Raw genomic sequence first — 23,988 nt, forward strand, 5'->3', positions numbered from 1 at the left:
TGCCTGCGCCGTCAGGTAATCGCCTGTTCCGGGCGGGAACGTACCGGTCCGTGAGTATCCGACCTGTTACGGAGCGGTGCGCCCGCCGCGCTTTCACCGTGCGCGACGCGTGGACGTGGCTCAAGCGCGGCAACCGCCGCTGGGCGGCCGGGACTCCCGGCCGGGCCGGGCAGGACGTGGAGCGGCGGCGGCAGGTGGCGCGGGCGCAGGCGCCGTTCGCGGTGGTGCTGTCGTGCGTCGACTCGCGGGTGCCGCCCGAGGTGGTGTTCGACGCCGGGCTCGGCGACCTGCTCGTCGTCCGCACTGCCGCGCACACGCTCGACTCGCTGGTCAGGGCCGCCGTCCAGTACGGCCCGCACGCGCTGGGCGCGCCGCTCGTGCTGGTGCTCGGGCATCAGCGCTGCGGCGCGGTGACGGCGGCGGCGACGGCCCTGCGCGAGCGCGCCACGCTGCCGGGGGAGCTGCCCGCCGTCGTGGCGGCGCTGGCGGGCGCGTACGAGAGCTCGGGTGGCGACGTGGCCGCGATGACGCGCGCCCACACCGCCGCCACGGTGCGGGAGTTGCGCGACGACCCGCTGCTGCGCGGGCGCGCGACGGTCCTGGGCGCCCACTACTGCCTCGACACGGGCCTGGTCAGCCGCGTCGTCTGACGCACGCCGCCGCCGCTGCCCGGGTGAAACTTTCACCCGGGCGGGGGAGAGCGCGCCAGGTGAGGCAGGGGGGCGGTGGCGAGGGGGATTCCTGTCGTTGACGCGGGGCCGGACCTCGGATGTACTCCGGCACATCGGGCCCCTCGGAGGGGCGCTCTGCGGTACCGAATGTTAGCGCTAACAGCGCAAGTCGGAGGAGGACAACCGGTGAGATCCGCCCTGCGCACGCTTCTGTGTGCCGTCGGCCTGCTGCTTCCGGCCGTGCTGTTCCCGTCGGCGGCCGGAGCCGACAACCCGATCGTGCAGACCATCTACACGGCCGACCCCGCGCCACTCGTCCACGACGGCCGGGTCTACGTCTACACCGGACACGACGAGGACGGCTCCACGTACTTCACCATGCGGGACTGGCGTGTCTACTCCTCCTCGGACATGGCCAACTGGACGGACCACGGCTCGCCCCTGAGCCTGGCCACCTTCGCCTGGGCCGACGCCAACGCCTGGGCGGGTCACGTCACCCACCGCAACGGCCGCTTCTACTGGTACGTGCCGGTCCGCGACCGTGCCAGCGGCTCGATGGCCATCGGCGTCGCGGTCGCCGACAGCCCGACCGGGCCCTTCCGGGACGCCATCGGGCGCCCGCTGGTCAACAACGGCGAGATCGACCCCAACGTCCTCATCGACGACAACGGCCAGGCCTACCTGTACTGGGGCAACCCCCGCCTCTGGTACGTCCGGCTGAACACGGACATGATCTCCTACTCCGGCAGCCCCACCCAGATCCCCCTCACCACCGCGGGCTACGGCACGCGCACCGGCAACGCCGCCCGCCCGACCCTCTACGAGGAAGCCCCCTGGGTCTTCAAGCGCAACGGCCTCTACTACAACGTGTTCGCCGCCGAATGCTGCTCCGAGTTCATCGCCTACTCGACGGCGCCCACCGCCACCGGCCCCTGGACCTACCGGGGAACGATCATGCCCAGGCAGGGGAGCAGCTTCACCAACCACGCCGGGATCGTCGACTTCGCCGGCGGGTCGTACTTCTTCTACCACAACGGCGCCCTCCCCGGCGGAGGCGGTTTCACCAGGTCGGTGGCCGTGGAGAAGTTCACGTACAACGCCGACGGCACCATCCCCGTCATCAACATGACCACCGCCGGGCCGCCGCAGATCGGCACCCTCGACCCGTTCGTCCGGCAGGAGGCCGAGACCATGGCCTGGTCCTCCGGGGTCGAGACCGAACCCTCCGAGGAAGGCGGCCTGAACGTGGGCTTCATCGAGAACGGCGACCACCTCAAGGTCAAGGGCGTCGCCTTCGGCAACGGCGCCTCCTCCTTCACCGCCCGCGTCGCCTCGGCCACCAGCGGGGGCCGGATCGAGCTGCGGCTCGGCAGCGCCACCGGCGCCCTCGTGGGCACCTGCGCCGTCACCGGCACCGGCGGGTGGCAGAACTGGGCCTCGGTCACCTGCCCGGTGTCCGGGGCGACCGGCACCCATGACCTCTACCTCCGGTTCACCGGCGGCAGCGGCTACCTGCTCAACCTCGGCTGGTGGCAGTTCACGCCGAGCGGCGGCAGCGGCGCCGAGCTGCTGACGAACGGCGGCATGGAGGACGGCACGACGGGCTGGACCACCTCCGGAGGCACCCTGACCTCCGCCGCCGACGTCGCCCGCACGGGCAGCCGGTCCCTGCTCAACTCCGGCCGTACCGCGGCCTGGAACGGCCCCCACCAGAGCCTGACCGGGCGGCTCGCCAACGGCAGGAGCTACACCACGAGCGTCTGGGTGCGGTCGCAGAGCGGAACCCCCAGCGCGAAGGCGACCCTGGCGGTCACGGCGAACGGCGCCACGAACTACCACCAGCTCACCCCGGCGCGAACCGTCGGCGCGAACGGCTGGACCCAGCTCACCGGCACCACGACCGTCTCCTGGACCGGAACGCTGACCGGCGCCTCCTTCTACGTCGAGACCGTCGCTGGGACCGACGGCCTCTACGTCGACGACGCCTCCTTCCGGTGACCTGGCGGAAGGACCGACCCCGCCCCTTCGACCCCCGAGGTGAGACATCGATGGACAGGAACCGAACGCGCCTCCCCCTGGTCCACGCCGCCGCCGCCATCCTGGCCCTGGCGACCACAGTCGTGGCGGTCGGCCCGGCCACACCCGCGCGGGCGCTGGACAACGGCGTGGGCCGCACCCCGCCGATGGGATGGAACACCTGGAACACCTTCGGCTGCAACATCAACGAGACGCTGATCAAGCAGACGGCCGACGCGCTGGTCAGCTCCGGCATGCGTGACCTGGGATACCAGTACGTCGTGGTCGACGACTGCTGGTTCGACCCGGCCCGTGACTCCGCCGGAAACCTGCGGGCCAACCCGTCCCGGTTCCCGAGCGGCATGAAGGCGCTCGGCGACTACCTGCACGCCAGGAACCTGAAGTTCGGCCTCTACCAGGCGCCCCTGGACCGGACCTGCGCCCAGTACTTCGGCTCCTACCCGGGGGCGACCGGGAGCCTCGGCCACGAGGTCCAGGACGCCCGGCAGTTCGCCGCCTGGGGCGTCGACTACCTCAAGTACGACTGGTGCTCGCCCACCGGCACCATCGACGACCAGGTGCGCACCTTCGCCAAGATGCGGGACGCCCTGGCCGCCACCGGCCGGCCGATCCTCTACAGCATCAACCCCAACAGCATTCACGAGAAGACCGGCCCGCGCCGCGACTGGGGCGACGTCGCCAACATCTGGCGTACGACCGAGGACATCACCAACGCCTGGAACACGGGCCAGACCAACGGCTACCCGATGGGCATCCAGAACATCGTCGACGTCAACGTCCCCCTCGCGGGCAACGCCCGGCCGGGGCAGTTCAACGACCCCGACATGATGGTCGTCGGCCGGGGCGGCATGAACGACACCGAGATGCGCAGCCACTTCGCCCTGTGGGCCGTCATGGCCGCCCCGCTGATCGCCGGGAACGACGTCCGGAACATGGACGCCGCCACCGCGACGATCATGAAGAATCAGAACCTGATCGCCGTCAACCAGGACCCGCTCGGCCTGCAGGCCACCCAGGTCAGCCACGACGGAACCCGCCGCGTGCTGGCCAAGCGGCTCAGCAACGGCGACGTCGCGGTGGCGCTGTTCAACCAGGGCGGCGCCACCACCACGATCAGCACCACCGCCTCCGCCGTCGGCCTGACCGGCGGCCCGTTCACGCTCCGCGACGCCTGGACGAACGCCGTCACCACGACCACCGGGACCATCTCGGCGAGCGTCCCGCCCCACGGCACCGCCGTGTTCCGGGTCAGCGGCGGCACCCCCGCGCCGCCCGCCACCCGGATCCAGGGCGCCGGTTCCGGCAGGTGCCTGGACGTGTCCGGCGCGTCCCAGGTCAGCGGTACCCAGGTGGTGATCTGGGACTGCCACCACCAGAGCAACCAGCAGTGGACCGCCACCGCCGCCGGCGAACTGCGCGTCTACGGCGGCAAGTGCCTGGACGTCGACAGGGCCGCCACCGCCGACGGCACCGGCGTCATCATCTGGGACTGCAACGGTCAGAGCAACCAGAAATGGCGCTTCAACGCCGACGGCAGCATCACCGCCGTCGGCGCGGGCAAGTGCCTGGACGTGTCCGGCAACGCCACGGCCAACGGCGCCAGGCTCCAGATCTGGTCCTGTAGCGGGGCGCCCAACCAGCGATGGACCCGCCTGTGAGGCCCGGGGCGGCGCTAGCCGAGCTTCTTCACCGCCTCGACGGCCTGGTCGACCTGCTCGGGGGTGGTGACGATGCTGGTGCCGAACCGCAACAGCGGCGGGTCGTACGGGGTGAGGCTCGTGTCGATCATGCCGGCGCGCAGCCGCTGCATCGCCTCCCCGGGCTGCATGCCGTCGACCGAGACGCACACCAGGCCGGCCGAGAGCGCGGGGTCGGCGGGGGTGGCGAGCGTGACGTGCGGCAGACCGGCCAGGCCGGCCTTGAGCCGGGTGGCCAGCTCCTGGGTGCGCCGCTGGATCCGGTCCAGGCCGATGACCTCCTGGAACCCGAACGCCGCCGGCATCGCCCACCGGTGCTCGAACGCCTTGTAGCCGCCCGGGGTCGCCAGGCGGGCGTCGGTGCGCGCGGGCGGCTCGCCGGTGCGCCACGCCTCGAACGCGCCCTGGCTGAAGGCCGGGATGACGGGGTCGAGCGCGTCCCAGGCGCGGCCCCACACGATGCCGGTGCCGCGCGGCCCGAACAGCCACTTGTGCGTGCCGCTGACCAGGAAGTCGCAGCCGAGCTCGGCCACGCCGTCGGCCATCGCGCCGAAGCCGTGCACGCCGTCGACGCACAGCAGCGCCCGGTCGTGTTCGTCGCGTGACCGGTTGACGTCGGCGAGCATGTCGGCGATCTCCCGGACGGGCAGGCGGACGCCGGTGCTCGAATGCACCCAGGTGATCGCGACGATCCGCGTGCGGTCGCGCAGGCCCTCCCTGATCGCGGTGACGATCCGGCCGGCCGACGCCCGCGCCGGGTCGTCGTACAGCCTGACCCGGCGCACCTCGGCCCCCGTGCGCCGGGCGAGCAGGCGCAGGCCCTCGTGGGTGGCCAGGAAGTCGTGCTCGGTGGTGAGCACGTCCTGGCCCTCGCGCAGCCGCAGGCCGGAGTAGAGCAGGCCGAGGCCCATCGTGGTGCTGTCGGTCAGCGCGATGCCGGACGGCTCGGCGCCCAGATGGCGGGCGGCGGCCGCGCGGATCGCCTCGTCGGGGTCGCCGCCGTCCGGCAGGTAGTGCGGGTTTCGGTCCAGGGCGTCGCGGTGCTTCTGGACGGCTTCGCGGACCATCGCCGGGGCGGGTGCCAGGATGAACGCCGCGAACTGCGCGTACTTGGGGTCGAGCGCGAACTGGGCGCGTACGGACTCCCAGTCCTGAGGGTCGAAAGGCGGCGCGGAACCCCCGGCGGACCCCCCGGCGGAGGCTCCAGCGGAGGGAGGCGGAGCGGCAGGGGAGGCAGCAGGGGAGGACGTGCAGGCGGCCACGCTCGCCAGCACTCCCGCGCCGAGCAGGGCCCGTCTGTTCAGCCGAGGAGTCACGCCCTCTTCCTATCCCGGCCCCGCGGCCGTGCCCAGCTCCGGGACCGAGTCGTTACGAGCGCATCGCCGCCACCTCGCGGATCAGGTCCGACACGCGGACGATGCCCAGGCAGCGGCTCAGCTCGTCGGTCACCACCAGGTCGTCGTAGACGCGCAGCGCGTCGCGGCCGGCCGCCTGCATGGCCGCCACCGCCGGGGTGGTCTTCGGCACCGTGCGCGGCGGGTCGGCCAGCCGCTGCGCGGGCTTCGAGCCGTGCAGGGCGTGCCCGTAGCGGGAGGCGATCGACAGCAGGAACCGGCTGCGGTCCAGGCTGCCCTTGGGCCGCTGGTACTCGTCCACCAGGATGACGCTGGTGATCGTCGGCTCGTGCCCGAACGCCTCCACCGCCTCCTCCGCGGTCGCCGCCACCGGCAGCGTCACCGCGGGCAGCAGCAGCTCCTGCACGCGCGGCCCGAGCATGACGGCCGCGGGGGAGTCGTCGGCGGGTGGCAGCGGCACCCGCACCCGGCCGTCCGGGCCGGGCGCGAGCAGCGGCCCGTGCGCCAGCCGCACCCCCCACCCGCGTGCGGCCTCCAGCTGCGCCGGGTCCTCCACGCCGGGGGCCAGCACGTGCGCGCCGACGCCGCGCGCCAGCGCCGTCAGCCCCTGCGCCACCGCCGCCGCCCGGTGGTCGCGCGGCGCCCGCGCGATCAGGTCGGGGGCCATCGCCACCAGGTACGGGGCCGTGTCGGCGATGAGGTCGAGCGGCACGCTCTCCGCCCCGGCGCCGCCGAAGCCGAGCAGGTAGCCGAGGTTGCGCAGCCCGTCCAGCGCCACCTTCAGCACCGGCCGGTCGGTCACCGCGCACGGCCCCGACAGCAGCAGGATCGCCTCGCGCGGATGCCTCCGGGCGCGGCGCAGCGCCTCGTGCAGCGGGACGAGCGCCCCGGCGCCCGACAGCACCACCCGCATGGGCAGCTCCAGCACCATCGGAAGCGGCGCGGCCCGCAGCTGGCCCGAGGCGTCCAGAAGCGCGGGGTAGGCGATGACCGATCCGGTGTCGAGGTCCACGACAGGGCCGGTGAGCAGGGAGGACACGTTGAGATGATGGTGTCACCCGAGCACGCGGGGAAGGGCGGTGCGGCGAAGTTCACCGACATTTCTCGCGGTATTTCCCACCCGCTCGAAGGGGAATGCCGTTCGGGTCTACGCTGGTCCCGTGACACCCGAACACACGCGCGACGTGCCGGCGAGCCGCGATCTGCCGCGGCGGATCGCCTGGGGGGCGCCGGCCCTGTTCCTGGCGGCGTTCGCCGTGTTCGAGAGCGTCAAGTACGGCCTGCCGACGACGGCCGCGGCGCTGGCGTTCTTCGCGCTGCCGAGCCTGGCGGGGCTCGCCGGGGCACGCCCGCCCGGCCTCGTCCACCAGGCCGTGCACCGCGTGTGGATCCCGCTGGCGGTGCTGGTCGGCTACACGTTCGGGCCTGTCGTGTGGCCGCCGCTGTTCACCGCCGGGCTCGGCTGGCTGACCCGCATCGCCGTCGACCGGACCTTCGGCCGCGGCCTGGGCCACGATTCGGGCCGCGATCCGGGCCACAGCAGGGCGGCGGCGGACGGCGACGTGCCCGCGTGAGGGCCCGGCCGGCGAAGGGCGGCGGCCGCTGGGTGAGCGTGCCGCCGGAGCGGGTGCACCCGTGGATCGACGGGTTCGCCGGACGTCACGGGCCGTTCGAGGCGACCGGCGACGAGCGGGTGGTCCGGCTCACGGCGGCCGACGGGGCGGTGGCCGAGCTGCACGTGCCGTTCCCGCCGATGCGCCCGGGGCCGCCGCACGTCACCCGGCTGGCCGGGCATGCGCGGGAGGACCGCCGGGTGGGCGTGGTGCTGGTGCGGCTCGGCGGCTACGCGGCCGGGGTGTTCCACGGGGGCGAGCTGGTCGCCTCCAAGGCCGGCTCACGGCTGGTCCAGGGCCGCACGGCGGCGGGCGGCTGGTCGCAGCAGCGGTTCGCCAGACGCCGCGAGAACCAGGCGGGCAAGGCGTTCGAGGCGGCGGCCGAGACGGCGCTGCGCGTGCTGACGCCGCACCTCGGCGAGCTGGAGGCGGTGGTGTTCGGCGGTGACCGCAAGGCGGTCGACGCGCTGCGCGCCGACCGCAGGCTCGCGCCGCTGTTCGCGCTGGAGTCGGAGCCGTTCCTGGACGTGCCGGACCCCAGGCTGGCCGTCCTCCGCGACACCCCGGGCCAGTTCCGCGCCGTCCGCATCCTGATCACCGACCCGGCCTGACCTCCCGCCCGGCCCGCCCGGCCCGCCCGGCCCGCCCGGCCCGCCCGGCCCGCCCGGCCCGCCGGGTGTCAGGCGAAGGCGGCCGCGTGCTCGGCGGCGAAGGCGGCCAGCGTGCGGGGCGGGCGGCCGGTGAGGTCGCGGACCGCCGTGCTCAGCGACCACCAGTCCGTACGCCCCATGTCCCGCATCATGGCGGCCAGCGCGCCCGCGGCCGGCTCCGGCAGGCCCCGCGCGACCAGGTGGGCGGTCATCTCGGGCACCGGCAGGTCCACGTAGGCGACCGGCTTCCCGGCGGCGGCGCTGATCACGGCGGCGATCTCCGCGTGCGTGTACGACTCCGGCCCGGTCAGCTCGTGGACCGCCGACGGCCCCACCGGGGCGGTCAGCAGCGCGGCGGCGACGGCCGCGACGTCGCGGGTGTCGATGTAGTTGACCCGGGCCTCCCCGTACGAGCCGTGGAAGCGGCCGTCGCGCACCTCGCCCGGCAGGTTCTGCATGAACCCGCTCGGCCGCAGGATCGCGTACGGGACGCCGCACGCCCGCAGGTGGTCGTCGATGCGCCCGTGCGGGTCGGCGCCGAGCGGCCCGCCGGGCCGGGCGCCCCGGACGGAGACGGACACGATCTGGGCCACGCCCGCCTCGGAGGCCAGGTCGACGACGGCGCGCTGGGCGTCGGCGACGCCGGGCCAGAGGGAGCTGTTGAGGAACAGCCGGTCGCCGGGGGACAGCAGCCCGCCGATCGTCTCGGGGCGCTCGAAGTCGGCCACGGCCTCCGCGCACGCGAGCCCGGCCGGGCGGCGGACCACGGCCACGACCTCCTCGCGGGGCAGCAGCCCGGTCAGGGCCCTGCCGATGGAACCGGTCGCGCCGGTGACCACGATCACGGCAACCTCCTAAGTGGACGATGAGATTCCGCTTGGACCGTACCGTAACCGGAATCGCATCGTCCACTTGTCTCCCGGTACGCTGGGCGTCGTGCGTGCGGACGCCAGGCGCAACCTGGCCAAGATCGTCGAGGCGGCGGCCTCCGTGATGGCCGAGCGCGGCACCGGAGCCCCGATGGAGCTCATCGCCCGTCGCGCGGGCGTCGGCGTCGGCACGCTCTACCGGCGCTTCCCCGACCGGGAGGCGCTCGTGGCGGCCGTGGCCGAGCACTACGTCGGCTCGCTGGCCGAGGCGCTCGAGCGGGCCGCCGCCGAGGCGCCCGACGCCTGGCAGGGGGTGCGCGCGTTCGCGCTGTGGGCGGCCGACCCGGGGCGCGGCGCGCTCGCCGCCGCGCTCGCCGAGCTGCCGGACGGGACGTACGAGGATCAGGACGGGTTCATCCGCGCCCGCGCCCGCTGGCTGGAGCGGCTCGACGCGCTGGTGCGCCGGGCCCAGGCCGACGGCGTCATGCGCGGCGACGTCGGCGCCGCCGACGTGGTGGCCGCGCTCAACCTGTTCGCCTGCCATCCGGAGGCGCTGCCGCCGCACGTGGCGGCCCGCCCGGACTGGTTCCTGGGCCTGATGCTCGACGGGATGACGGCCTGAGCCGGTCTTTGAGACGATTCAAAACAATCTTGATTGCCGCTATGCTGGGGCGCGTCACAGCGGCACGGCCTCGTGAGGATCAATGGGGACCAGGAGCATCAAGGAGGTCGCGCAGCTGGCGCGGGTCTCGGTCGGCACCGTGAGCAACGTGCTCAACCGGCCCGAGATCGTCTCGCCCGCCACGCGGGAGCGGGTCTTCCAGGCGATCCGCGAGCTGGGCTTCGTCCGCAACGAGGTGGCCCGCCACCTGCGCGTCGGCCGCAGCCGCACGGTCGGGCTGGTCGTGCTGGACGTGTCCAACCCGTTCTTCGCCGACGTCGCGCAGGGCGCCGAGGGCCCGGCCGACGAGCACGACACGATGGTCGTGCTGTGCAACAGCGGCGCCGACCCGGTCCGCGAGCGCCGCCACCTCGACCAGCTCGAACAGCAGCGCGTGCTCGGCATCCTCATCACCCCCGTCGACGCCGCCAGCCCCCGCCTCACCGAGCTGGCCGCCCGGGGCACGCCCGTGGTGCTGGTCGACAGCGCCGCCTCCGGCGCCCAGTGCTCGGTGGCGGTCGACGACCGGCTCGGCGGCCGGATCGCCGGGGAGCACCTGATCGAGCGCGGGCACCGGCGCATCGCGTTCATCGGCGGGCCGCCGTCGATCAAACAGGTCGCCGACCGCCACGCGGGCGTCATGAGCGCCGTCGAGGCCGCCGGCGACGGCGTCGAGCTGGTCGCGTGCGCGATGCCCACGCTGAGCTTCGACACCGGCAGGCGGGCGGGCGAGCGGCTGGCCGCGATGCCGCCCGGCGAGCGCCCCACGGCGGCCTTCTGCGCCAACGACGTGGTGGCGCTGGGCTTCCTCCAGGCCATGGCGGCCCGCGGGCTGCGGGTGCCCGCCGACATGGCCATCGTCGGCTACGACGACATCCAGTTCGCGGCGGCGGCGGCCGTGCCGCTGTCGTCGGTGCGCCAGCCGCGCGAGCTGCTCGGCCGCACCGCGATCGAGCTGCTGCTGGAGGAGGTCACCGAGTCTGAGCGGCACCGCCACCGGCAGGTCATCTTCCAGCCCGACCTGGTCGTGCGGGCGTCCAGCGAGCCGCGCCGGGGTGGGTGAGGTCCCGGCGTTTGAGTCGATTCAACAGCCGTCTCGTGGTGACGTGCGAGGTAGCTCGCCGTCCTGGGCGGCGGTGATCATCCGAGCCCGTCATAACTCTTGGTCAGGGCCCTACACTGATCTGTATGCACACTCCCGATTGACCGGCGTCGCACGCCTTCTGAAATCCCTCGTTTCCCTAGCTCGGGAGTGCTGAGCCAACCATGATCATTGCTAGTGACATCGAACTGCGCGCCGGTTCGCGGCTGCTCATCGAGAGCGCGTCCTTCCGGGTCAACCCCGGCGACAAGATCGGTCTGGTCGGCCGCAACGGCGCCGGCAAGACCACCCTCACCAAGGTGCTGGCCGGTGAGGCGCTGCCCGCCGCGGGCGGCGTCACCACCAGCGGCAGCGTCGGCTACCTGCCGCAGGACCCGCGCACCGGCGACCTCCAGGTGCTGGCCCGCGACCGCATCCTGTCCGCCCGCGGGCTGGACGAGGTGATCCGCAAGCTGCGCCAGGCCGAGCTCGGCATGTCCTCCGCCGACGACCGCACCCGGGAGAAGGCGGTGCGGCAGTACGGTCGGCTGGAGGACCAGATGCACGTGCTGGGCGGCTACGCGGCCGAGTCGGAGGCCGCCTCCATCGCCTCCAGCCTCGGCCTGCCCGACCGCGTGCTGGGGCAGCCGCTGGAAACGCTTTCCGGCGGTCAGCGCAGGCGTGTGGAATTGGCGCGAATTCTTTTCAGCGGAGCGGAAACTCTCCTACTCGATGAGCCGACAAACCACCTAGATGCGGACTCAATCGGGTGGCTTCGTGATTTTTTGCGATCCCATCAGGGCGGCTTGGTGATCATCAGCCACGACGTCCAGCTTCTTGAAGCCACGGTCAACAAGGTCCTGCACCTGGACGCCAACCGGTGCGTCATCGACCACTACAACGTCGGCTGGAAGGCCTACCTGGCCCAGCGCGAGACCGACGAGAAGCGCCGCAAGCGCGAGCGGGCCAACGCCGAGAAGCAGGCCGGCGCGCTGCTCGCGCAGGCCGACAAGATGCGCGCCAAGGCGACCAAGGCCAAGGCCGCCCAGGACATGATGCGCCGCGCCCACCGGCTGCTGGCCGGCACCGAGGAGGAGCGCAAGGGCGACAAGGTCGCCAAGCTCCGCTTCCCCGAGCCGCAGCCGTGCGGGCGCACCCCGCTCATGGCCGAGGGCCTGTCGAAGTCGTACGGGTCCCTGGAGGTCTTCACGGACGTCGACGTGGCCATCGACCGAGGTCACCGGGTCGTCATCCTCGGGCTCAACGGCGCGGGCAAGACCACGCTGCTGCGCCTGCTCGGCGGGATCGAGGAGCCCGACACCGGCGCGATCAAGCCCGGCCACGGCCTCAAGATCGGCTATTACGCCCAGGAGCACGAGACGCTCGACGGCTCCCGCACCCTCCTGGAGAACATGCGCTCGGCGGGCGGCACGTTCACCGACACCGAGTTGCGCAAGGTTCTCGGCTCGTTCCTGTTCACCGGCGACGACGTCGACAAGCCGGCCTCGGTGCTCTCCGGTGGCGAGAAGACCCGGCTGGCGCTGGCCATCCTGGTGCTGTCGAGCGCCAACGTCCTGCTGCTCGACGAGCCCACGAACAACCTCGACCCGGTCAGCCGCGAGCAGGTTCTGGAGGCTCTGAGGTCGTATTCAGGAGCGATCGTCCTGGTTACCCATGACGAGGGTGCCGTTGATGCCCTTTCACCGGATAGGGTGATCTTGCTGCCAGACGGAACTGAAGACGCGTGGAGCGAGGAATTTTCCGATCTTGTGGCACTTGCCTGATCTTAATTTGGGTGGGTACGGATCTTTTCCCGTGGAGTAGGTAGCCGATCCCGCTGAAATGACTGATCATGGCGGAGTAACGCTGCGGAAGTCCGGCACTACAGGAGGTACTCGTGGCCGAGACACTGAAGAAGGGCACCCGGGTCACCGGGGCCGATCGTGAAAAACTGGCCGGCGATCTCAAGAAGCGCTATGCCGCGGGTGAGAGCATCCGCGCCCTGGCCGCTTCTACCGGCCGGTCCTACGGGTTCATCCACCGCATCCTGAGCGAGTCCGGCGTGACTCTGCGCGGGCGCGGCGGGGCGACCCGAGGCAAGTCCAAGCGCTGACGGCCGCCTCGGAACGTGCGTCCGCAGCCGCCCGTTCCTAGTCAGCCGCCGTCGCGCCCGAGCCAGAATCATATTCTGTAAGCTCGGGCGCGACGGTAAGCCGACGAGGGAGCAGGCGATGGCGGAAGCGAAGGCGCAACGACAGCGCGGGGGGAATGCGGAGGACGTCTCTGCCGCCACACTGGCGGAGGCCGGCCTGCGCTTCGAGGTGGACGGTGAGATAGCGACGATCACGCTGGACCGGCCGGACAAGCGGAACGCCCAGACGTCCGCGATGTGGTCGGGTCTGGCTCGCATCGGCGACAGCCTGCCGGAGCAGGTGCGCGTGGTCGTGGTGAAAGGTGAGGGACCGTCCTTCTCGGCAGGGATCGACCTGCGCATGTTCACACCTGAGGGGGTGCCCGGACAGGGCTCGTTCAGTTCGGCGGCGCGGCTCGACAGCACCTCGTTCGAGCAGCGGCTGAAGGAGGCCCAGCAGGGATTCCTGTGGCTACGCCGCCCCGAGATCGTTTCCATCGCGGCCGTGCAGGGCCACGCGATCGGCGCGGGATTCCAGCTCGCGCTCGCCTGTGACCTGCGGATCGTGGCCGACGATGTCAAGTTCTGCATGAAAGAGCCCGCACTGGGGCTGGTGCCCGATCTGACCGGCACCAAGCCGCTGGTCGAGCTGGTCGGCCTGGCCAAGGCGATCGACATCTGCCTGACCGCCAGGACCGTGGAAGCCGAAGAAGCCTCGCGCATCGGCCTGGCCGAGCTGGTGGTCGCAGGGGGCGACCTGGCCGGGGCCGTACAAGACAAGATCGCGCAACTGCTGTCCACCAACCGTGACGCGGCCGCCGCGACCAAGCGACTCCTCCAGGGCGCGCGCTCGCGCACCCTGGAGGAGCAGGCCGCCGCCGAAGGCGCCGAACAGGCCCTCCGCCTGCGTGCCCTCTTCGGCGACACCCCCGCCTGACCCACCGACCCCCCTTGCACCCGGCCGTCACACCCGCCTGACGCCAGGGGGACACCCTGTACGCCCCCGGGGCGCCGCCGCCGGCCCCCCACCTGGGATGACGCCCCCGCCCCGTCGTTCTTAGGGTGGGGCGCCACCCCCACTGGGTGCCACGCCGCTGGGTGGCTCGCCCCTGCTGGGGCTGCGGCGGTGTGGTCCGCGGGGGTGCCCAAGGTGGGGGGTTCTCCTGGGGTGCGGGGGGCTTCGGGGTGGGCGGTTTCGCGGTGAGCGGATGTGGGAATCGGGGGGCCGTCCGGGGGCGCTCTGCTGGGGGAGGAGGGCTGCCTGATGGCCATGATGGGCGGAGGCTTCGGGCCTCAGGTGTGGGCGTCGCTGCGACGCGACGGCGACGTGACCAAGCAGCGGCTCGCGCCGGGCACGGTGCGGCGCATCGCGGGCTACGCGCGGCCGTACACCAAGCAGATCACCGCGTTCCTGGCGCTGGTCGTGGCGGGGGCGGTGATCGTGATCGCCAATCCGCTGCTGATGAAGGCGATCATCGATGACGGCATCCTGCCGAAGCGGCCCGGCGTGGTGGTGGGGCTGGCGGTGGCGATCGCCGCGCTGGCGCTGGTGGACGCGGGGCTGACGCTGGTGCAGCGGTGGTTCTCGGCGCGCGTGGGCGAGGGGCTGATCTACGACCTGCGCACCGAGGTGTTCGACCATGTGCAGCGGATGCCGGTGGCGTTCTTCATGCGCGCGCAGACCGGCGCGCTGGTGTCGCGGCTCAACACGGACGTGATCGGCGCGCAGCGGGCGCTGACGAGCACGCTGTCGTCGGTGGTGTCCAACGTCGTCAGCCTGGTCCTGGTGCTGGGCGCGATGCTGGTGCTGTCGTGGCAGGTGACGCTGGTCGCGCTGGTGCTGCTGCCGATCTTCATCGTGCCGGCCAAGTGGGTGGGCCGCCGCATGTCGGCGCTGACCCGTGAGCAGATGCAGCTCGACGCCGAGATGAGCTCGGTGACGACCGAGCGGTTCAACGTGGCGGGCGCGACGGTGGCCAAGCTCTACGGCAGGCCGGAGGACGACGCGCGCATGTTCGGCGGCCGGGCCGCGCGGGTGCGTGACGTCGGGGTGACGGTCGGCATGTACGGCACCGTGTTCCGGGTCGCGCTCGGCCTGGTGGCGGCGCTGGCGACCGCGCTGGTCTACGGCATCGGCGGCGTGCTGGCCGTGGGCGGGGTGTTCGAGCTGGGCACGCTGGTGGCGCTGGCGGCGCTGCTGATGCGCCTGTACGGGCCGCTGACCTCGCTGTCGAACGTGCACGTGGACGTGATGACGGCGCTGGTCAGCTTCGACCGCGTCTTCGAGATCCTGGACCTGAAGCCGATGGTGGCCGAGCGGCCGGACGCCCGCCCGCTGCCGGAGGGGCCGGTGACGGTCGAGTTCGACGACGTGCGCTTCCGCTACCCGGCCGCTGCGGAGGTGTCGCTGGCCTCGCTGGAGTCGGTGGCCCGGCAGGACACCGGCCCCTCCCAGCAGGTGCTCGACGGCGTGTCGTTCACTGCCAGGCCGGGGAGGCTGGTGGCGCTGGTCGGCCACTCGGGGGCGGGCAAGACGACGATCACCTCGCTGGTGTCGCGGCTCTACGACGTCAACGAGGGCGCGGTGCGGATCAACGGGATGGACGTGCGTGACGCCACGTTCGCCTCGCTGCGTGACACGATCGGCGTCGTCATGCAGGACTCGCACCTGTTCCACGACACGATCGGCGCCAACCTGCGCTACGCCCGTCCCGAGGCGGACGAGGAGGAGCTGTGGGCGGCGCTGCGGGCGGCGCAGATCGGCGACCTGGTGGAGTCGCTGCCCGACGGGCTCGACACGGTGGTGGGCGAGCGCGGCTACCGGCTGTCCGGCGGGGAGAAGCAGCGGCTGGCGCTGGCGCGGCTGCTGCTCAAGGCGCCGCGCGTGGTGGTGCTCGACGAGGCCACCGCGCACCTGGACTCGGAGTCGGAGGCGGCCGTCCAGCAGGCGCTCAAGACGGCGCTGGCGGGCCGCACGTCGCTGGTGATCGCGCACCGGCTGTCGACGATCCGGGAGGCGGACGAGATCCTGGTCGTGCAGGACGGCCGCATCGCCGAGCGGGGCCGGCACGAGGAGCTGCTGGAGCGCGGCGGCCTCTACGCGGAGCTCTACCGCACCCAGTTCGCCTCGTCGGGCAGCCCGTGAGCCGGTCGCGAGTCGCATCCGGAAGGTAAAGTGTGACACCGTTTGGCGGGTGAACGTGCCATTCCCAGCTTTGCAGTCAGGCGACACCGTCGCGATCGTCTCCCCGTCGGGCCCGGCCGACGCCGCCCAGCTCCGGCGGGGCGTCGAGCGCCTGGAGGGGCTCGGCCTGAAGGTGGTCGTGGGCGCCCACGCGCTGGACCGCCAGGAGCTGCCCTATCTGGCGGGCTCCGACGCCGACCGTGCCGCCGATCTGCAGGCGGCCTGGTGCGACCCGGCGGTGTCGGTGGTGTTCTGCTCCCGGGGCGGCTACGGCGCGGCCCGGCTGCTCGGGCTGCTCGACTGGGACGCCATGCGGGCCGCCGGTCCGAAGGTTCTGGTCGGCTCCAGCGACATCACCGCGCTGCACCAGTCGTTCGGGGTCGAGCTGGGGGTGCCGACGCTGCACGGCCCGATGCCGGGCGGCCTGCTGCTGGGCGGCGAGGACGGGCCGGAGGCGGCGACGTGGGAGCACCTGCGGGCGGCGCTGACCGGTACGGCTTCCGCGGTGAAGGGGGAGCTGGCGCTCGCGCCGGGCCGCGCCGAGGGCGTGCTGACGGGCGGTAACCTGTCGCTGCTGGCCTCCCTGTGCGGCACCCGCCACCAGCCGTCGTTCGCGGGCCGGATCGCGCTGCTGGAGGACATCACCGAGGAGCCCTACCGGATCGACCGGATGCTCACCCAGCTCCTGCAGTCGGGGGCGTTCGAGGGCGTGCGGGGGATCGCGCTCGGCTCCTGGGTCGACTGCGGTGACCCCTACCCGGTGCTGCGCGACCGGCTGCTCCCGCTGGGGGTGCCGATCGTGGCAGGACTGCCCGTGGGGCATGGGTCTCCCCAGATGAGTGTGTGGCTTGGGGCGCTTGGGGTTATCGATACCGAATCGTGCTCGCTGGCTGGCCCGATCGGGAACGACGAACCGGCAAGGTAGGACTCACATAGGGGACGAACCGGACATTGGGGGGATGCGGCGCGTGAACTTTTTCAAACGTGACCGGGAGCCCTCGCGCCGGGCGGTCGAGGACGTCGACCTCGACTCCCTGCTCGCCCTCGTGGCCGATTCGCTCGGCTACAGCTGCCGCTTCGCCGCCGACGGCGCGTCACTGACGCTCGGCGGCGGGCGGGAGATCCTGGTCAGGCTCACCGGCCTGCGCCGCGAGGCCGGCCGCCGGGCCCGCGAGGACTGGCCGACGCTGGTCTCCGAGCACCTGGCCGGCGCCGTGGCCGCGGCCGACGAGCTGCTCGACGTGTGCGACCTCGACCAGGTCAAGCCGCTGCTGCGGACCCGCGTCGAGGCGGTGGACGAGGTCGCCGACCTGACCCGGGTGGTGGGCCGCCACCTCAACGGCGACGCGGTGGAGCTGCTCACGGTCGGCTCCCGGCCGGTGCGCCCCGAGGAGGCCGGCTGCTGGCCGCTGCCCTCCGGGCAGGCGCTGGAGCTGGCCGTCTCCAACGTCAGGCTGGACGACAAGCTGTCGGTGGAGACCATAGAGCTGTCGGGCACCCCGGTGACCCGGCTGACCGGCCGCATCCCGGCCGCCGCCACCCATCTGCGCTGGCTGGAGGACTATCTGCCGGTGCCCGCCGACGGCGCCCTGGTCGTGCTGCCCGACCCGTACACGCTGCTCGTGCACCCGGTGGACGGGATCGGCGTGGTGCGGGCGATCGAGCGGCTGCGGCTGCACGCGGCCCGCACCGGCGGGCTCAGCCCGCAGGTGCACTGGTGGCACGAGGGGCGGCTGACCCTCATCCGGGCCGACATCGTGCGGCAGCAGGGCCAGACCCGGCTGGTCGTGGCCCCGCCGCCGGAGTTCGCGCGGGTGCTGGCCCGGCTGGCGGTCTAGGGCTCGCGCGGCATCTCGTTCAGCGCCCGGGGCTCCACGCGCGGGTCGCCGCTGAGGGCGCGGGCCGCGTGGATGAGCGGGACGTGCGAGAACGCCTGCGGGAAGTTGCCCACCAGCCGGTCGTAGCGCGGGTCGTACTCCTCGGCGAGCAGGCCGAGGTCGTTGCGCAGCGCCAGCAGCCGGTCGAACAGCGCGCACGCCTCGTCGCGGCGGCCCTGCATGGCCATCACCTCCACCAGCCAGAAGCTGCACGCCAGGAACGCGCCCTCGCCGCCCGGCAGCCCGTCGACGTCGTTGTCCTCGGCCACGGGGTAGCGCAGCACGAACCCGTCGGACATCAGCTCCTTCTCGATGGCGGCCACGGTGCCGATCATGCGCGGGTCGTCCGGCGGCAGGAAGCCGATGATCGGCATGAGCAGCAGCGAGGCGTCCAGCTCGTGCGAGCCGTAGGACTGGGTGAAGGTGTTGCGGCCGGCGTCGTAGCCCTTGTCGCAGATCTCCGCGTGCACCTTGTCGCGCAGCGCCCGCCACCGGTCGACGGGGCCGGTGCGGCCGAAGTTCTCGACGTACTTGACGGCCCGGTCGAGTGCCGCCCAGCACATCATCTTGGAGTGGACGAAGTGGCGGCGCGGGCCGCGGACCTCCCACAGCCCCTCGTCCGGCTCGTCCCAGTGCTCCTCGACGTAGTTGAGCAGCTCGCGCTGGACGGCCCAGCCGCGGTCGTCGGGGGCCAGGCCGGAGGAGCGCGACAGGTAGAGGCAGCTCATGACCTCGCCGTAGACGTCGAGCTGGAGCTGGTTGACCGCCTGGTTGCCGATGCGGACCGGCCGGGAGCGCTCGTAGCCCTCCAGCCAGTCGAGCTCCAGCTCCGGCAGCCGGCGCTCGCCCGCGACCCCGTACATGATCTGCAGGTCCTGGGGGCGGCCGGCGATCGCGCGCAGCAGCCACGACCGCCAGGCGCCGGCCTCCTCCAGGTAGCCGGAGCCGATCAGGGCGTCGAGCGTCAGCGTCGCGTCGCGCAGCCAGCAGAAGCGGTAGTCCCAGTTGCGCACGCCGCCCAGGTCCTCGGGCAGCGAGGTGGTGGGGGCGGCCACGATGCCGCCGGTGGGTGCGTAGGTGAGGGCCTTCAGCGTGATCAGGGAGCGGACCACGGCCTCCCGCCAGGGGCCGTCGTAGGTGCACCGCGACACCCATTCGGCCCACATGGCCTCGGTCTCGGCGAGCTGGTTCTCGCAGTGGATCTGGGGCGGCATCGGCTCGTGCGAGGGGTGCCAGGTGAACACGAACGGCAGCCGGTCGCCCTCCTTGACCTCGAACGTGGCCACGTGGGCGTAGTCGCCGCCCTTGAGCGGCACCGGGGAGTGGAGCCAGACCGAGTCGGGGCCGCCGACCGCCTGGAGGTGGCCGTCGGTGCGGCGCATCCACGGCACGATCCGCCCGTAGTCGAAGCGCACCCGCAGCTGCGTGGACATCTCCACGGTGCCGGACACGCCCTCCACGATGCGCACCACGTCGGGGTTGACGTCACGCGCCGGCATGAAGTCGATCACCCGGACGGTGCCGGTGGGGGTGTCCCACTCGCTCTCCAGGATGAGCGTCTCGGGCCGGTAGCGGCGCCGGTCGGCCGGCCTGCGCCCGGTCGGCCCCAGCCACCAGTGGCCGTTGCGGTCGCTGCCGAGCAGGGCCGCGAAGCAGGCGGGGGAGTCGAACCTGGGCAGGCAGAGCCAGTCGATGGAGCCGTCCCTGCCGACCAGGGCGGCCGACTGCATGTCACCGATGAGCGCGTAGTCCTCGATCCGCATGTCTCGACGCTACACGCGCCGGGGCCGGTCATGTCGCGTCATGACCGGCCCCGGGGCGCGCTCACCGCAGCGGGAACCACCGGGTGAAGACCTGGGTCAGCGGGCCCACGGCGAGGGCGAACAGCAGGGTGCCGAGCCCGACCGTGCCGCCCAGCAGCCAGCCCGCCGCCAGCACGGTGATCTCGATGAGGAAGCGGCTCAGCCGGACCGACAGGCCGAGCCGGACCAGGCCGGTCATGACGCCGTCGCGCGGGCCCGCGCCCATCCCGGCGCTGATGTAGAGCACGGTGGCCAGCGCGATCGACGAGACGCCGAGCGCCACGTACAGCCAACCGAGCACCGGGTGGCCCGAGGAGGGGAGCAGGAGGATGGCGGCGTCGGCGAAGAGCCCCACGAAGATCACGTTGCTGATCGTGCCGAGGCCCGGCCGCTGCCGCAGCGGGATCCAGGCGAGCATCACGACCGCGCCGACGATGATGATGACGGTCCCGATGCTGAGGCCGGTCCAGCGGGCCACGCCCTGGTGGAAGACGTCCCACGGGCCGTTGCCGAGGCCGGACTCGACCTGGAGGCCGATGCCGGTGCCGTACAGGGCCAGGCCGCCGTAGAGCCGCAGCAGGCGCAGGGGCAGGGAGCCGATCGGGGTGACAGTGGCTTCGCTCATGATGGACCCAGAGTGGCACGCTCCCGGTTTGCCCTTACAGGGCCAATCAGGAAAAGTGGCCTTATGAAGCATCTGTCGGCTCAGCAGGTGGCCCGGCTCGCCGACGTCCCACCGGACGCCCGGCCCTACTACCGGGCGCTCGCCGACGCCGTGCGCGCCCTCGTGATGGACGGCCGCATCCCGGTCCGCGTGCGCATGCCCGCCGAACGGCACCTGGCCGGCACGCTCCAGGTCAGCCGCACCACCGTGACCGCCGCCTACGACCTGCTGCGCGAGCGCGGCTACCTGGAGAGCCGGCAGGGCTCGGGAAGCTGGACCGCGCTGCCCGACCCCGCCGTGTCGTCCGACAACCCGTGGCTGGCCGTCGACGACGGCGGCCTCATCCAGATGCACGCCGCCGCCCCGCCCGCGCCCTCCGCGCTGCGCGAGGTGATGGCCGCCGCCGTCGACGACCTGCCCCGCTACGGCATGGGCAACGGCTACCACGCGCTCGGCCTGCCCGTGCTGCGCGAGCGGATCGCCGCCTACTACACCGGGCGCGGCCTGGCCACCCGGCCGGAGCAGATCCTCGTCACCACCGGCTCGCAGAACGCCATCCAGCTCGTCCTCGGCGTGCTGACCGGGCCGGGCGACCCCGTCGTGGTCGAGTCGCCCACCTACCCGCACGCCATCGACGCCGTCCGCCTGCGCGGCGCCCGGATCGTCCCCGTCGGCGTCACCCACGAGGGCTGGCAGCCCGACCTCGTCGCCGCCGCCATGCGCCAGCCGGCCGCCCGCCTCGCCTACCTGATGCCCGACTTCCAGAACCCCACCGGCGCGCTCATGGACGACGCCACCCGCGCCGCGCTCACCGGCGCCGCCCGGCGCTGCGGCACCACGCTGCTCGTCGACGAGACGTGGGCCGAGCTGGCCCTGGACGACGTGCCCCGCACCGCCCCCATGGCGGCCTTCGACACCGACGGCCGGGTGATCAGCATCGGGTCGGCGTCCAAGCTGTGGTGGGGCGGGCTGCGCATCGGCTGGATCCGCACCACCGCCGCGCTGGCCCGGCGCATGGCGCTGCACCGCGCCGCCGCCGACATCGCCAGCCCGGTGCTCGAACAGCTCGTCGTCGCGCGGCTGTTCGACCGGCTGGAGGAGACCAGGGCCGAACGCCGCCGCGCCCTGCGCGCCTCCCGCGACGCCCTGGTCACCGCGCTGCGCACGCACCTGCCCGAGTGGGAGTTCGCGGTGCCGCGCGGCGGCGGCACGCTGTGGATCCGGCTCGGCTCCGGCTCCGCCGTCTCCCTCGCCGAGGCGGCCGCCGGTCATGGCGTACGGATCGCGCCCGGCCCCTGGTTCGGTCTGGAGGGCACGCTGGAGGGTTACCTGCGGCTGCCCTACACGCTGCCGCCCGCGCTCCTGCGGGAGGCGGTCACCCGCGTCGCCGCCGCCCACCGGCACGGCCCGATCGGCCCCGCCCGGGTCCCCGACTCCCTCAGCCCGATGGTGTGAGCGGCGTCATTCGGTGATCCCCCTGGCGAGGGGCGCGCGCCAGTTGAGGCGCATGGCGGCGATCCGCAGCACGAAGGCGAGGACGGCCGCGCCCAGCGTGGCCGGCCAGCCGTGCAGGCCGAGCTCCGACAGGATCGCCATCGCCGCCGAGCCCAGCAGGGCGGGCAGCGCGTACAGCTGCCGGTCGTACAGGAGGGTGGGGATCTCGCCGGCCAGGACGTCGCGCAGCATGCCGCCGCCCACGGCCGTGACGACGCCCAGCAGGGCGGCGTGCAGCGGGCTCAGCCCGTACTCCAGGGCCTTGGCCGTGCCGACGGCGCAGAACAGGCCGAGGCCGGCGGCGTCGAGCACGAGGATCGCGGGCATGACGCGGGCCACGTGCGGGTGCCAGAAGTAGACCACGGCCGTGGCCACGACCGGCACCAGCACGTAGCCGAGGCTCTGGAACGCGGCGGGCCGCACGTTGAGCACCAGGTCGCGCACGATGCCGCCGCCCAGCGCGGTCATCTCGGCGAGCACCGCCATGCCGACCACGTCGAGCCGCTTGCGCACGCCCATGAGGGCGCCCGACAGCGCGAAGACGAAGATGCCGGCGAGATCGAGAAGTTCTGACACGTTGGCAATGTCTACAGGATGTCCGCGCGACGGCTAGCGGATGGGGGGCATGGCGGGCACGTGGTGCTCGGCCATCAGCGCGCGCAGCTTGCGGGTGAACATGAACAGCGCCAGCCCGGCGACGATCGCCAGCGCCGCCAGCAGCAGGTAGTAGGCGGGCTCGGACATCACGTTGCCGAGCCGCCCGGTCTGCCCGCCGACGGCGTCGCCCACCGACACCGCGATGAACCACACGCCGAGCATCTGCCCCTTGAACGCCTGCGGCGCCAGCTTGGTGGTGACCGAGAGGCCGACCGGGCTGAGCGACAGCTCGCCGAACACCTGCACCAGGTAGACCAGCACCAGCCACCAGACCGACACCCGGCCGCTCTGCGCCAGCGACGCCGCCAGCGCCATGATGACGAAGCTGAGCCCCACCATGACCAGCGCGAAGGCGAACTTCTGCGGCGTGCTGACCCGGTTGCCCAGCTTGACCCAGAGCGCCGCGAACACCGGCACGAAGATCATGATGAACAGCGGGTTGAACGACTGAGTGGTCGCCGCCTGGATCGGCACCCCGAACAGCGACAGGTCGGTGTTGTTCTGCGCGAAGAACAGCAGCTTGCTCGGCGCCAGGTCGTAGATCATCCAGAAGATGGCGGCGGCGATGAACAGCCAGATGTACGCCTTCATCCTGGACCGCTCGTCCTCGGTCAGGTCGTGGCTGCCGAGCATGATGTAGCCGAAGTAGACGACGGGCACGGCCAGGATCACGACCGTCACCACGAGCGTGAACCGGCTGAGCGTGAACGTGCCGGTCGCCGCCCACGCGCCCAGCGCCACGGCCGCGACCGCCACCGCCGCGCAGGTCATCAGGCCGAAGCGGCGCAGCTCGGCGGGCGACAGCGGCATGCCCGGCCGCTCGCCGACGCCGCGCAGGCTGCGGCGGCCGCCCCAGGCGTACTGCGCCAGGCCCAGCGCCATGCCGACCGCCGCCGCGCTGAAGCCCAGGTGCCACCGGTCGCCGGCGGCCAGCCAGCCCACCACGATCGGGGCGAAGAACGCGCCCAGGTTGATGCCCAGGTAGAACAGTGAGAACCCGGCGTCGCGGCGCGCGTCGGCGTCGTCGGGGTAGAGCTTGCCCACCATGACGGAGATGTTCGGCTTGAGCAGGCCGGTGCCCGCGATGATCAGCAGCAGGCCGAGCCACACGAAGATCGGCCCCTGGACCGGGATGGCCATGCTGATGTGGCCGCACATGATGACGAACCCGCCCCAGAACACCGACCGGCGCGGCCCGAGGATCCGGTCGGCGATCCAGCCGCCGGGCAGCGCCACCAGGTAGATCAGTGCGCCGTAGACGCCGACGACCGCCTGGGCGGTCTCCTCGGTCATGCCGAGCCCCTGGTTGGCGGGGGAGGCCACCATGAACGTCGCCAGGATGGCACGCAGTCCGTACCAGCTGAACCGCTCCCACATCTCGGTGCCGAACAACGTCGCCAGGGCCCACGGGTGACCGAAGAACGTCCTGCCGCCGTTACTCATCCGTGCCCCCGATGGTCACTCAAAGCGTGTGAAAGATTACTCTACGTCACAGATGTGCCAGACCCTTGCCGCTACCCGCGCGGTGTGGTGCGATGCATGCCA

Annotated in this window: 21 protein-coding genes; 14 read left to right on the forward strand and 7 right to left on the reverse strand. The window is 72.6% G+C overall.

Annotation, left to right across the window (positions count from 1 at the left end; translation table 11 throughout):
* The first annotated feature begins 50 nt into the window (after nucleotides 1-50).
* The 3 genes from AB0G11_RS17180 to AB0G11_RS17190 all read left to right on the forward strand — a co-directional run bounded on the left by AB0G11_RS17180 (nucleotide 51) and on the right by AB0G11_RS17190 (nucleotide 4,366).
* Entirely contained in the window at nucleotides 51-650 is a 600-nt protein-coding gene (locus tag AB0G11_RS17180) for a carbonic anhydrase (protein ID WP_357586697.1), read from the forward strand.
* A 207-nt stretch (nucleotides 651-857) separates the two neighbouring features.
* Entirely contained in the window at nucleotides 858-2,669 is a 1,812-nt protein-coding gene (locus AB0G11_RS17185; protein WP_357586699.1) for a family 43 glycosylhydrolase, read from the forward strand.
* A 50-nt stretch (nucleotides 2,670-2,719) separates the two neighbouring features.
* Complete coding sequence (locus AB0G11_RS17190) at nucleotides 2,720-4,366, forward strand: lectin (RefSeq protein ID WP_357586701.1); 1,647 nt, start codon at nucleotides 2,720-2,722, stop codon at nucleotides 4,364-4,366.
* Nucleotides 4,367-4,380: 14 nt separating this feature from the next.
* Here the strand turns inward: AB0G11_RS17190 and AB0G11_RS17195 are convergent, their stop codons facing one another.
* On the reverse strand, nucleotides 4,381-5,721 hold the full coding sequence (locus AB0G11_RS17195) for an aminotransferase class V-fold PLP-dependent enzyme (protein ID WP_357586703.1): 1,341 nt from the start codon (nucleotides 5,719-5,721) through the stop codon (nucleotides 4,381-4,383).
* A 52-nt stretch (nucleotides 5,722-5,773) separates the two neighbouring features.
* The gene (locus AB0G11_RS17200) at nucleotides 5,774-6,799 is read right to left on the reverse strand and encodes an EAL domain-containing protein (protein ID WP_357586705.1); all 1,026 of its coding nucleotides are present in this window, start codon (nucleotides 6,797-6,799) and stop codon (nucleotides 5,774-5,776) included.
* A 121-nt stretch (nucleotides 6,800-6,920) separates the two neighbouring features.
* Here AB0G11_RS17200 and AB0G11_RS17205 point away from each other — a divergent pair, with 121 nt between their 5' ends.
* Both AB0G11_RS17205 and AB0G11_RS17210 read left to right on the forward strand, forming a co-directional pair.
* Entirely contained in the window at nucleotides 6,921-7,334 is a 414-nt protein-coding gene (locus AB0G11_RS17205; protein WP_357586707.1) for a hypothetical protein, read from the forward strand.
* On the forward strand, nucleotides 7,331-7,984 hold the full coding sequence (locus AB0G11_RS17210) for an acVLRF1 family peptidyl-tRNA hydrolase (protein WP_357586709.1): 654 nt from the start codon (nucleotides 7,331-7,333) through the stop codon (nucleotides 7,982-7,984). The genes AB0G11_RS17205 and AB0G11_RS17210 overlap by 4 nt, the downstream gene beginning before the upstream one ends.
* Nucleotides 7,985-8,052: 68 nt before the next feature.
* On the opposite strand, the gene AB0G11_RS17215 is transcribed toward AB0G11_RS17210, so the two are convergent.
* Complete coding sequence (locus AB0G11_RS17215) at nucleotides 8,053-8,868, reverse strand: NAD(P)H-binding protein (protein WP_357586711.1); 816 nt, start codon at nucleotides 8,866-8,868, stop codon at nucleotides 8,053-8,055.
* Between the two features lie 91 nt (nucleotides 8,869-8,959).
* Between AB0G11_RS17215 and AB0G11_RS17220 the strand changes: the two genes are divergently transcribed.
* The 8 genes from AB0G11_RS17220 (at nucleotide 8,960) to AB0G11_RS17255 (ending at nucleotide 17,787) form a co-directional block, all read left to right on the forward strand.
* Nucleotides 8,960-9,514 carry a helix-turn-helix domain-containing protein gene (locus AB0G11_RS17220; RefSeq protein ID WP_357586713.1) on the forward strand — a complete coding sequence of 185 codons (555 nt, stop codon included), beginning with the start codon at nucleotides 8,960-8,962 and terminating at the stop codon, nucleotides 9,512-9,514.
* An 82-nt stretch (nucleotides 9,515-9,596) separates the two neighbouring features.
* Complete coding sequence (locus AB0G11_RS17225) at nucleotides 9,597-10,616, forward strand: LacI family DNA-binding transcriptional regulator (RefSeq protein ID WP_357586716.1); 1,020 nt, start codon at nucleotides 9,597-9,599, stop codon at nucleotides 10,614-10,616.
* A 203-nt stretch (nucleotides 10,617-10,819) separates the two neighbouring features.
* Nucleotides 10,820-12,418, forward strand: a complete 1,599-nt coding sequence (locus AB0G11_RS17230; protein ID WP_219505678.1) for an ABC-F family ATP-binding cassette domain-containing protein — start codon at nucleotides 10,820-10,822, stop codon at nucleotides 12,416-12,418.
* Nucleotides 12,419-12,531: 113 nt separating this feature from the next.
* Entirely contained in the window at nucleotides 12,532-12,747 is a 216-nt protein-coding gene (locus AB0G11_RS17235) for a helix-turn-helix domain-containing protein (protein ID WP_020547488.1), read from the forward strand.
* Nucleotides 12,748-12,865: 118 nt separating this feature from the next.
* On the forward strand, nucleotides 12,866-13,702 hold the full coding sequence (locus tag AB0G11_RS17240) for an enoyl-CoA hydratase/isomerase family protein (RefSeq protein WP_357586718.1): 837 nt from the start codon (nucleotides 12,866-12,868) through the stop codon (nucleotides 13,700-13,702).
* 327 nt (nucleotides 13,703-14,029) lie between these two features.
* Nucleotides 14,030-15,910, forward strand: coding sequence for an ABC transporter ATP-binding protein (locus AB0G11_RS17245; protein ID WP_357586720.1), 1,881 nt, complete (start codon nucleotides 14,030-14,032; stop codon nucleotides 15,908-15,910).
* A 49-nt stretch (nucleotides 15,911-15,959) separates the two neighbouring features.
* Nucleotides 15,960-16,874 (forward strand): LD-carboxypeptidase, encoded by a 915-nt coding sequence (locus AB0G11_RS17250; RefSeq protein ID WP_219505673.1) that lies wholly within the window; start codon nucleotides 15,960-15,962, stop codon nucleotides 16,872-16,874.
* A gap of 34 nt (nucleotides 16,875-16,908) precedes the next feature.
* Nucleotides 16,909-17,787: a hypothetical protein gene (locus AB0G11_RS17255; protein WP_357586722.1), complete on the forward strand. Its 879-nt coding sequence runs from the start codon at nucleotides 16,909-16,911 to the stop codon at nucleotides 17,785-17,787.
* Here AB0G11_RS17255 and AB0G11_RS17260 read toward each other — a convergent pair.
* Together AB0G11_RS17260 and AB0G11_RS17265 are read right to left on the reverse strand one after the other, a co-directional pair.
* Complete coding sequence (locus tag AB0G11_RS17260) at nucleotides 17,784-19,589, reverse strand: glycoside hydrolase family 15 protein (protein ID WP_357586724.1); 1,806 nt, start codon at nucleotides 19,587-19,589, stop codon at nucleotides 17,784-17,786. The two genes, AB0G11_RS17255 and AB0G11_RS17260, sit on opposite strands and share 4 nt — an antisense overlap.
* A gap of 61 nt (nucleotides 19,590-19,650) precedes the next feature.
* Nucleotides 19,651-20,253, reverse strand: coding sequence for a hypothetical protein (locus AB0G11_RS17265; protein WP_357586726.1), 603 nt, complete (start codon nucleotides 20,251-20,253; stop codon nucleotides 19,651-19,653).
* 63 nt (nucleotides 20,254-20,316) lie between these two features.
* Here AB0G11_RS17265 and AB0G11_RS17270 point away from each other — a divergent pair, with 63 nt between their 5' ends.
* On the forward strand, nucleotides 20,317-21,747 hold the full coding sequence (locus tag AB0G11_RS17270) for a PLP-dependent aminotransferase family protein (RefSeq protein ID WP_357586728.1): 1,431 nt from the start codon (nucleotides 20,317-20,319) through the stop codon (nucleotides 21,745-21,747).
* Nucleotides 21,748-21,753: 6 nt separating this feature from the next.
* Here the strand turns inward: AB0G11_RS17270 and AB0G11_RS17275 are convergent, their stop codons facing one another.
* A complete protein-coding gene (locus AB0G11_RS17275; protein ID WP_219505662.1) occupies nucleotides 21,754-22,362 on the reverse strand; it encodes a trimeric intracellular cation channel family protein in 609 nt (202 codons plus the stop codon).
* Nucleotides 22,363-22,395: 33 nt separating this feature from the next.
* Nucleotides 22,396-23,886: an oligopeptide:H+ symporter gene (locus AB0G11_RS17280; protein ID WP_219505660.1), complete on the reverse strand. Its 1,491-nt coding sequence runs from the start codon at nucleotides 23,884-23,886 to the stop codon at nucleotides 22,396-22,398.
* Nucleotides 23,887-23,988: the final 102 nt, after the last annotated feature.

Origin of the sequence: Nonomuraea sp. NPDC023979, assembly GCF_040639085.1 — a bacterium.
Lineage (GTDB): Bacteria > Actinomycetota > Actinomycetes > Streptosporangiales > Streptosporangiaceae > Nonomuraea > Nonomuraea ceibae.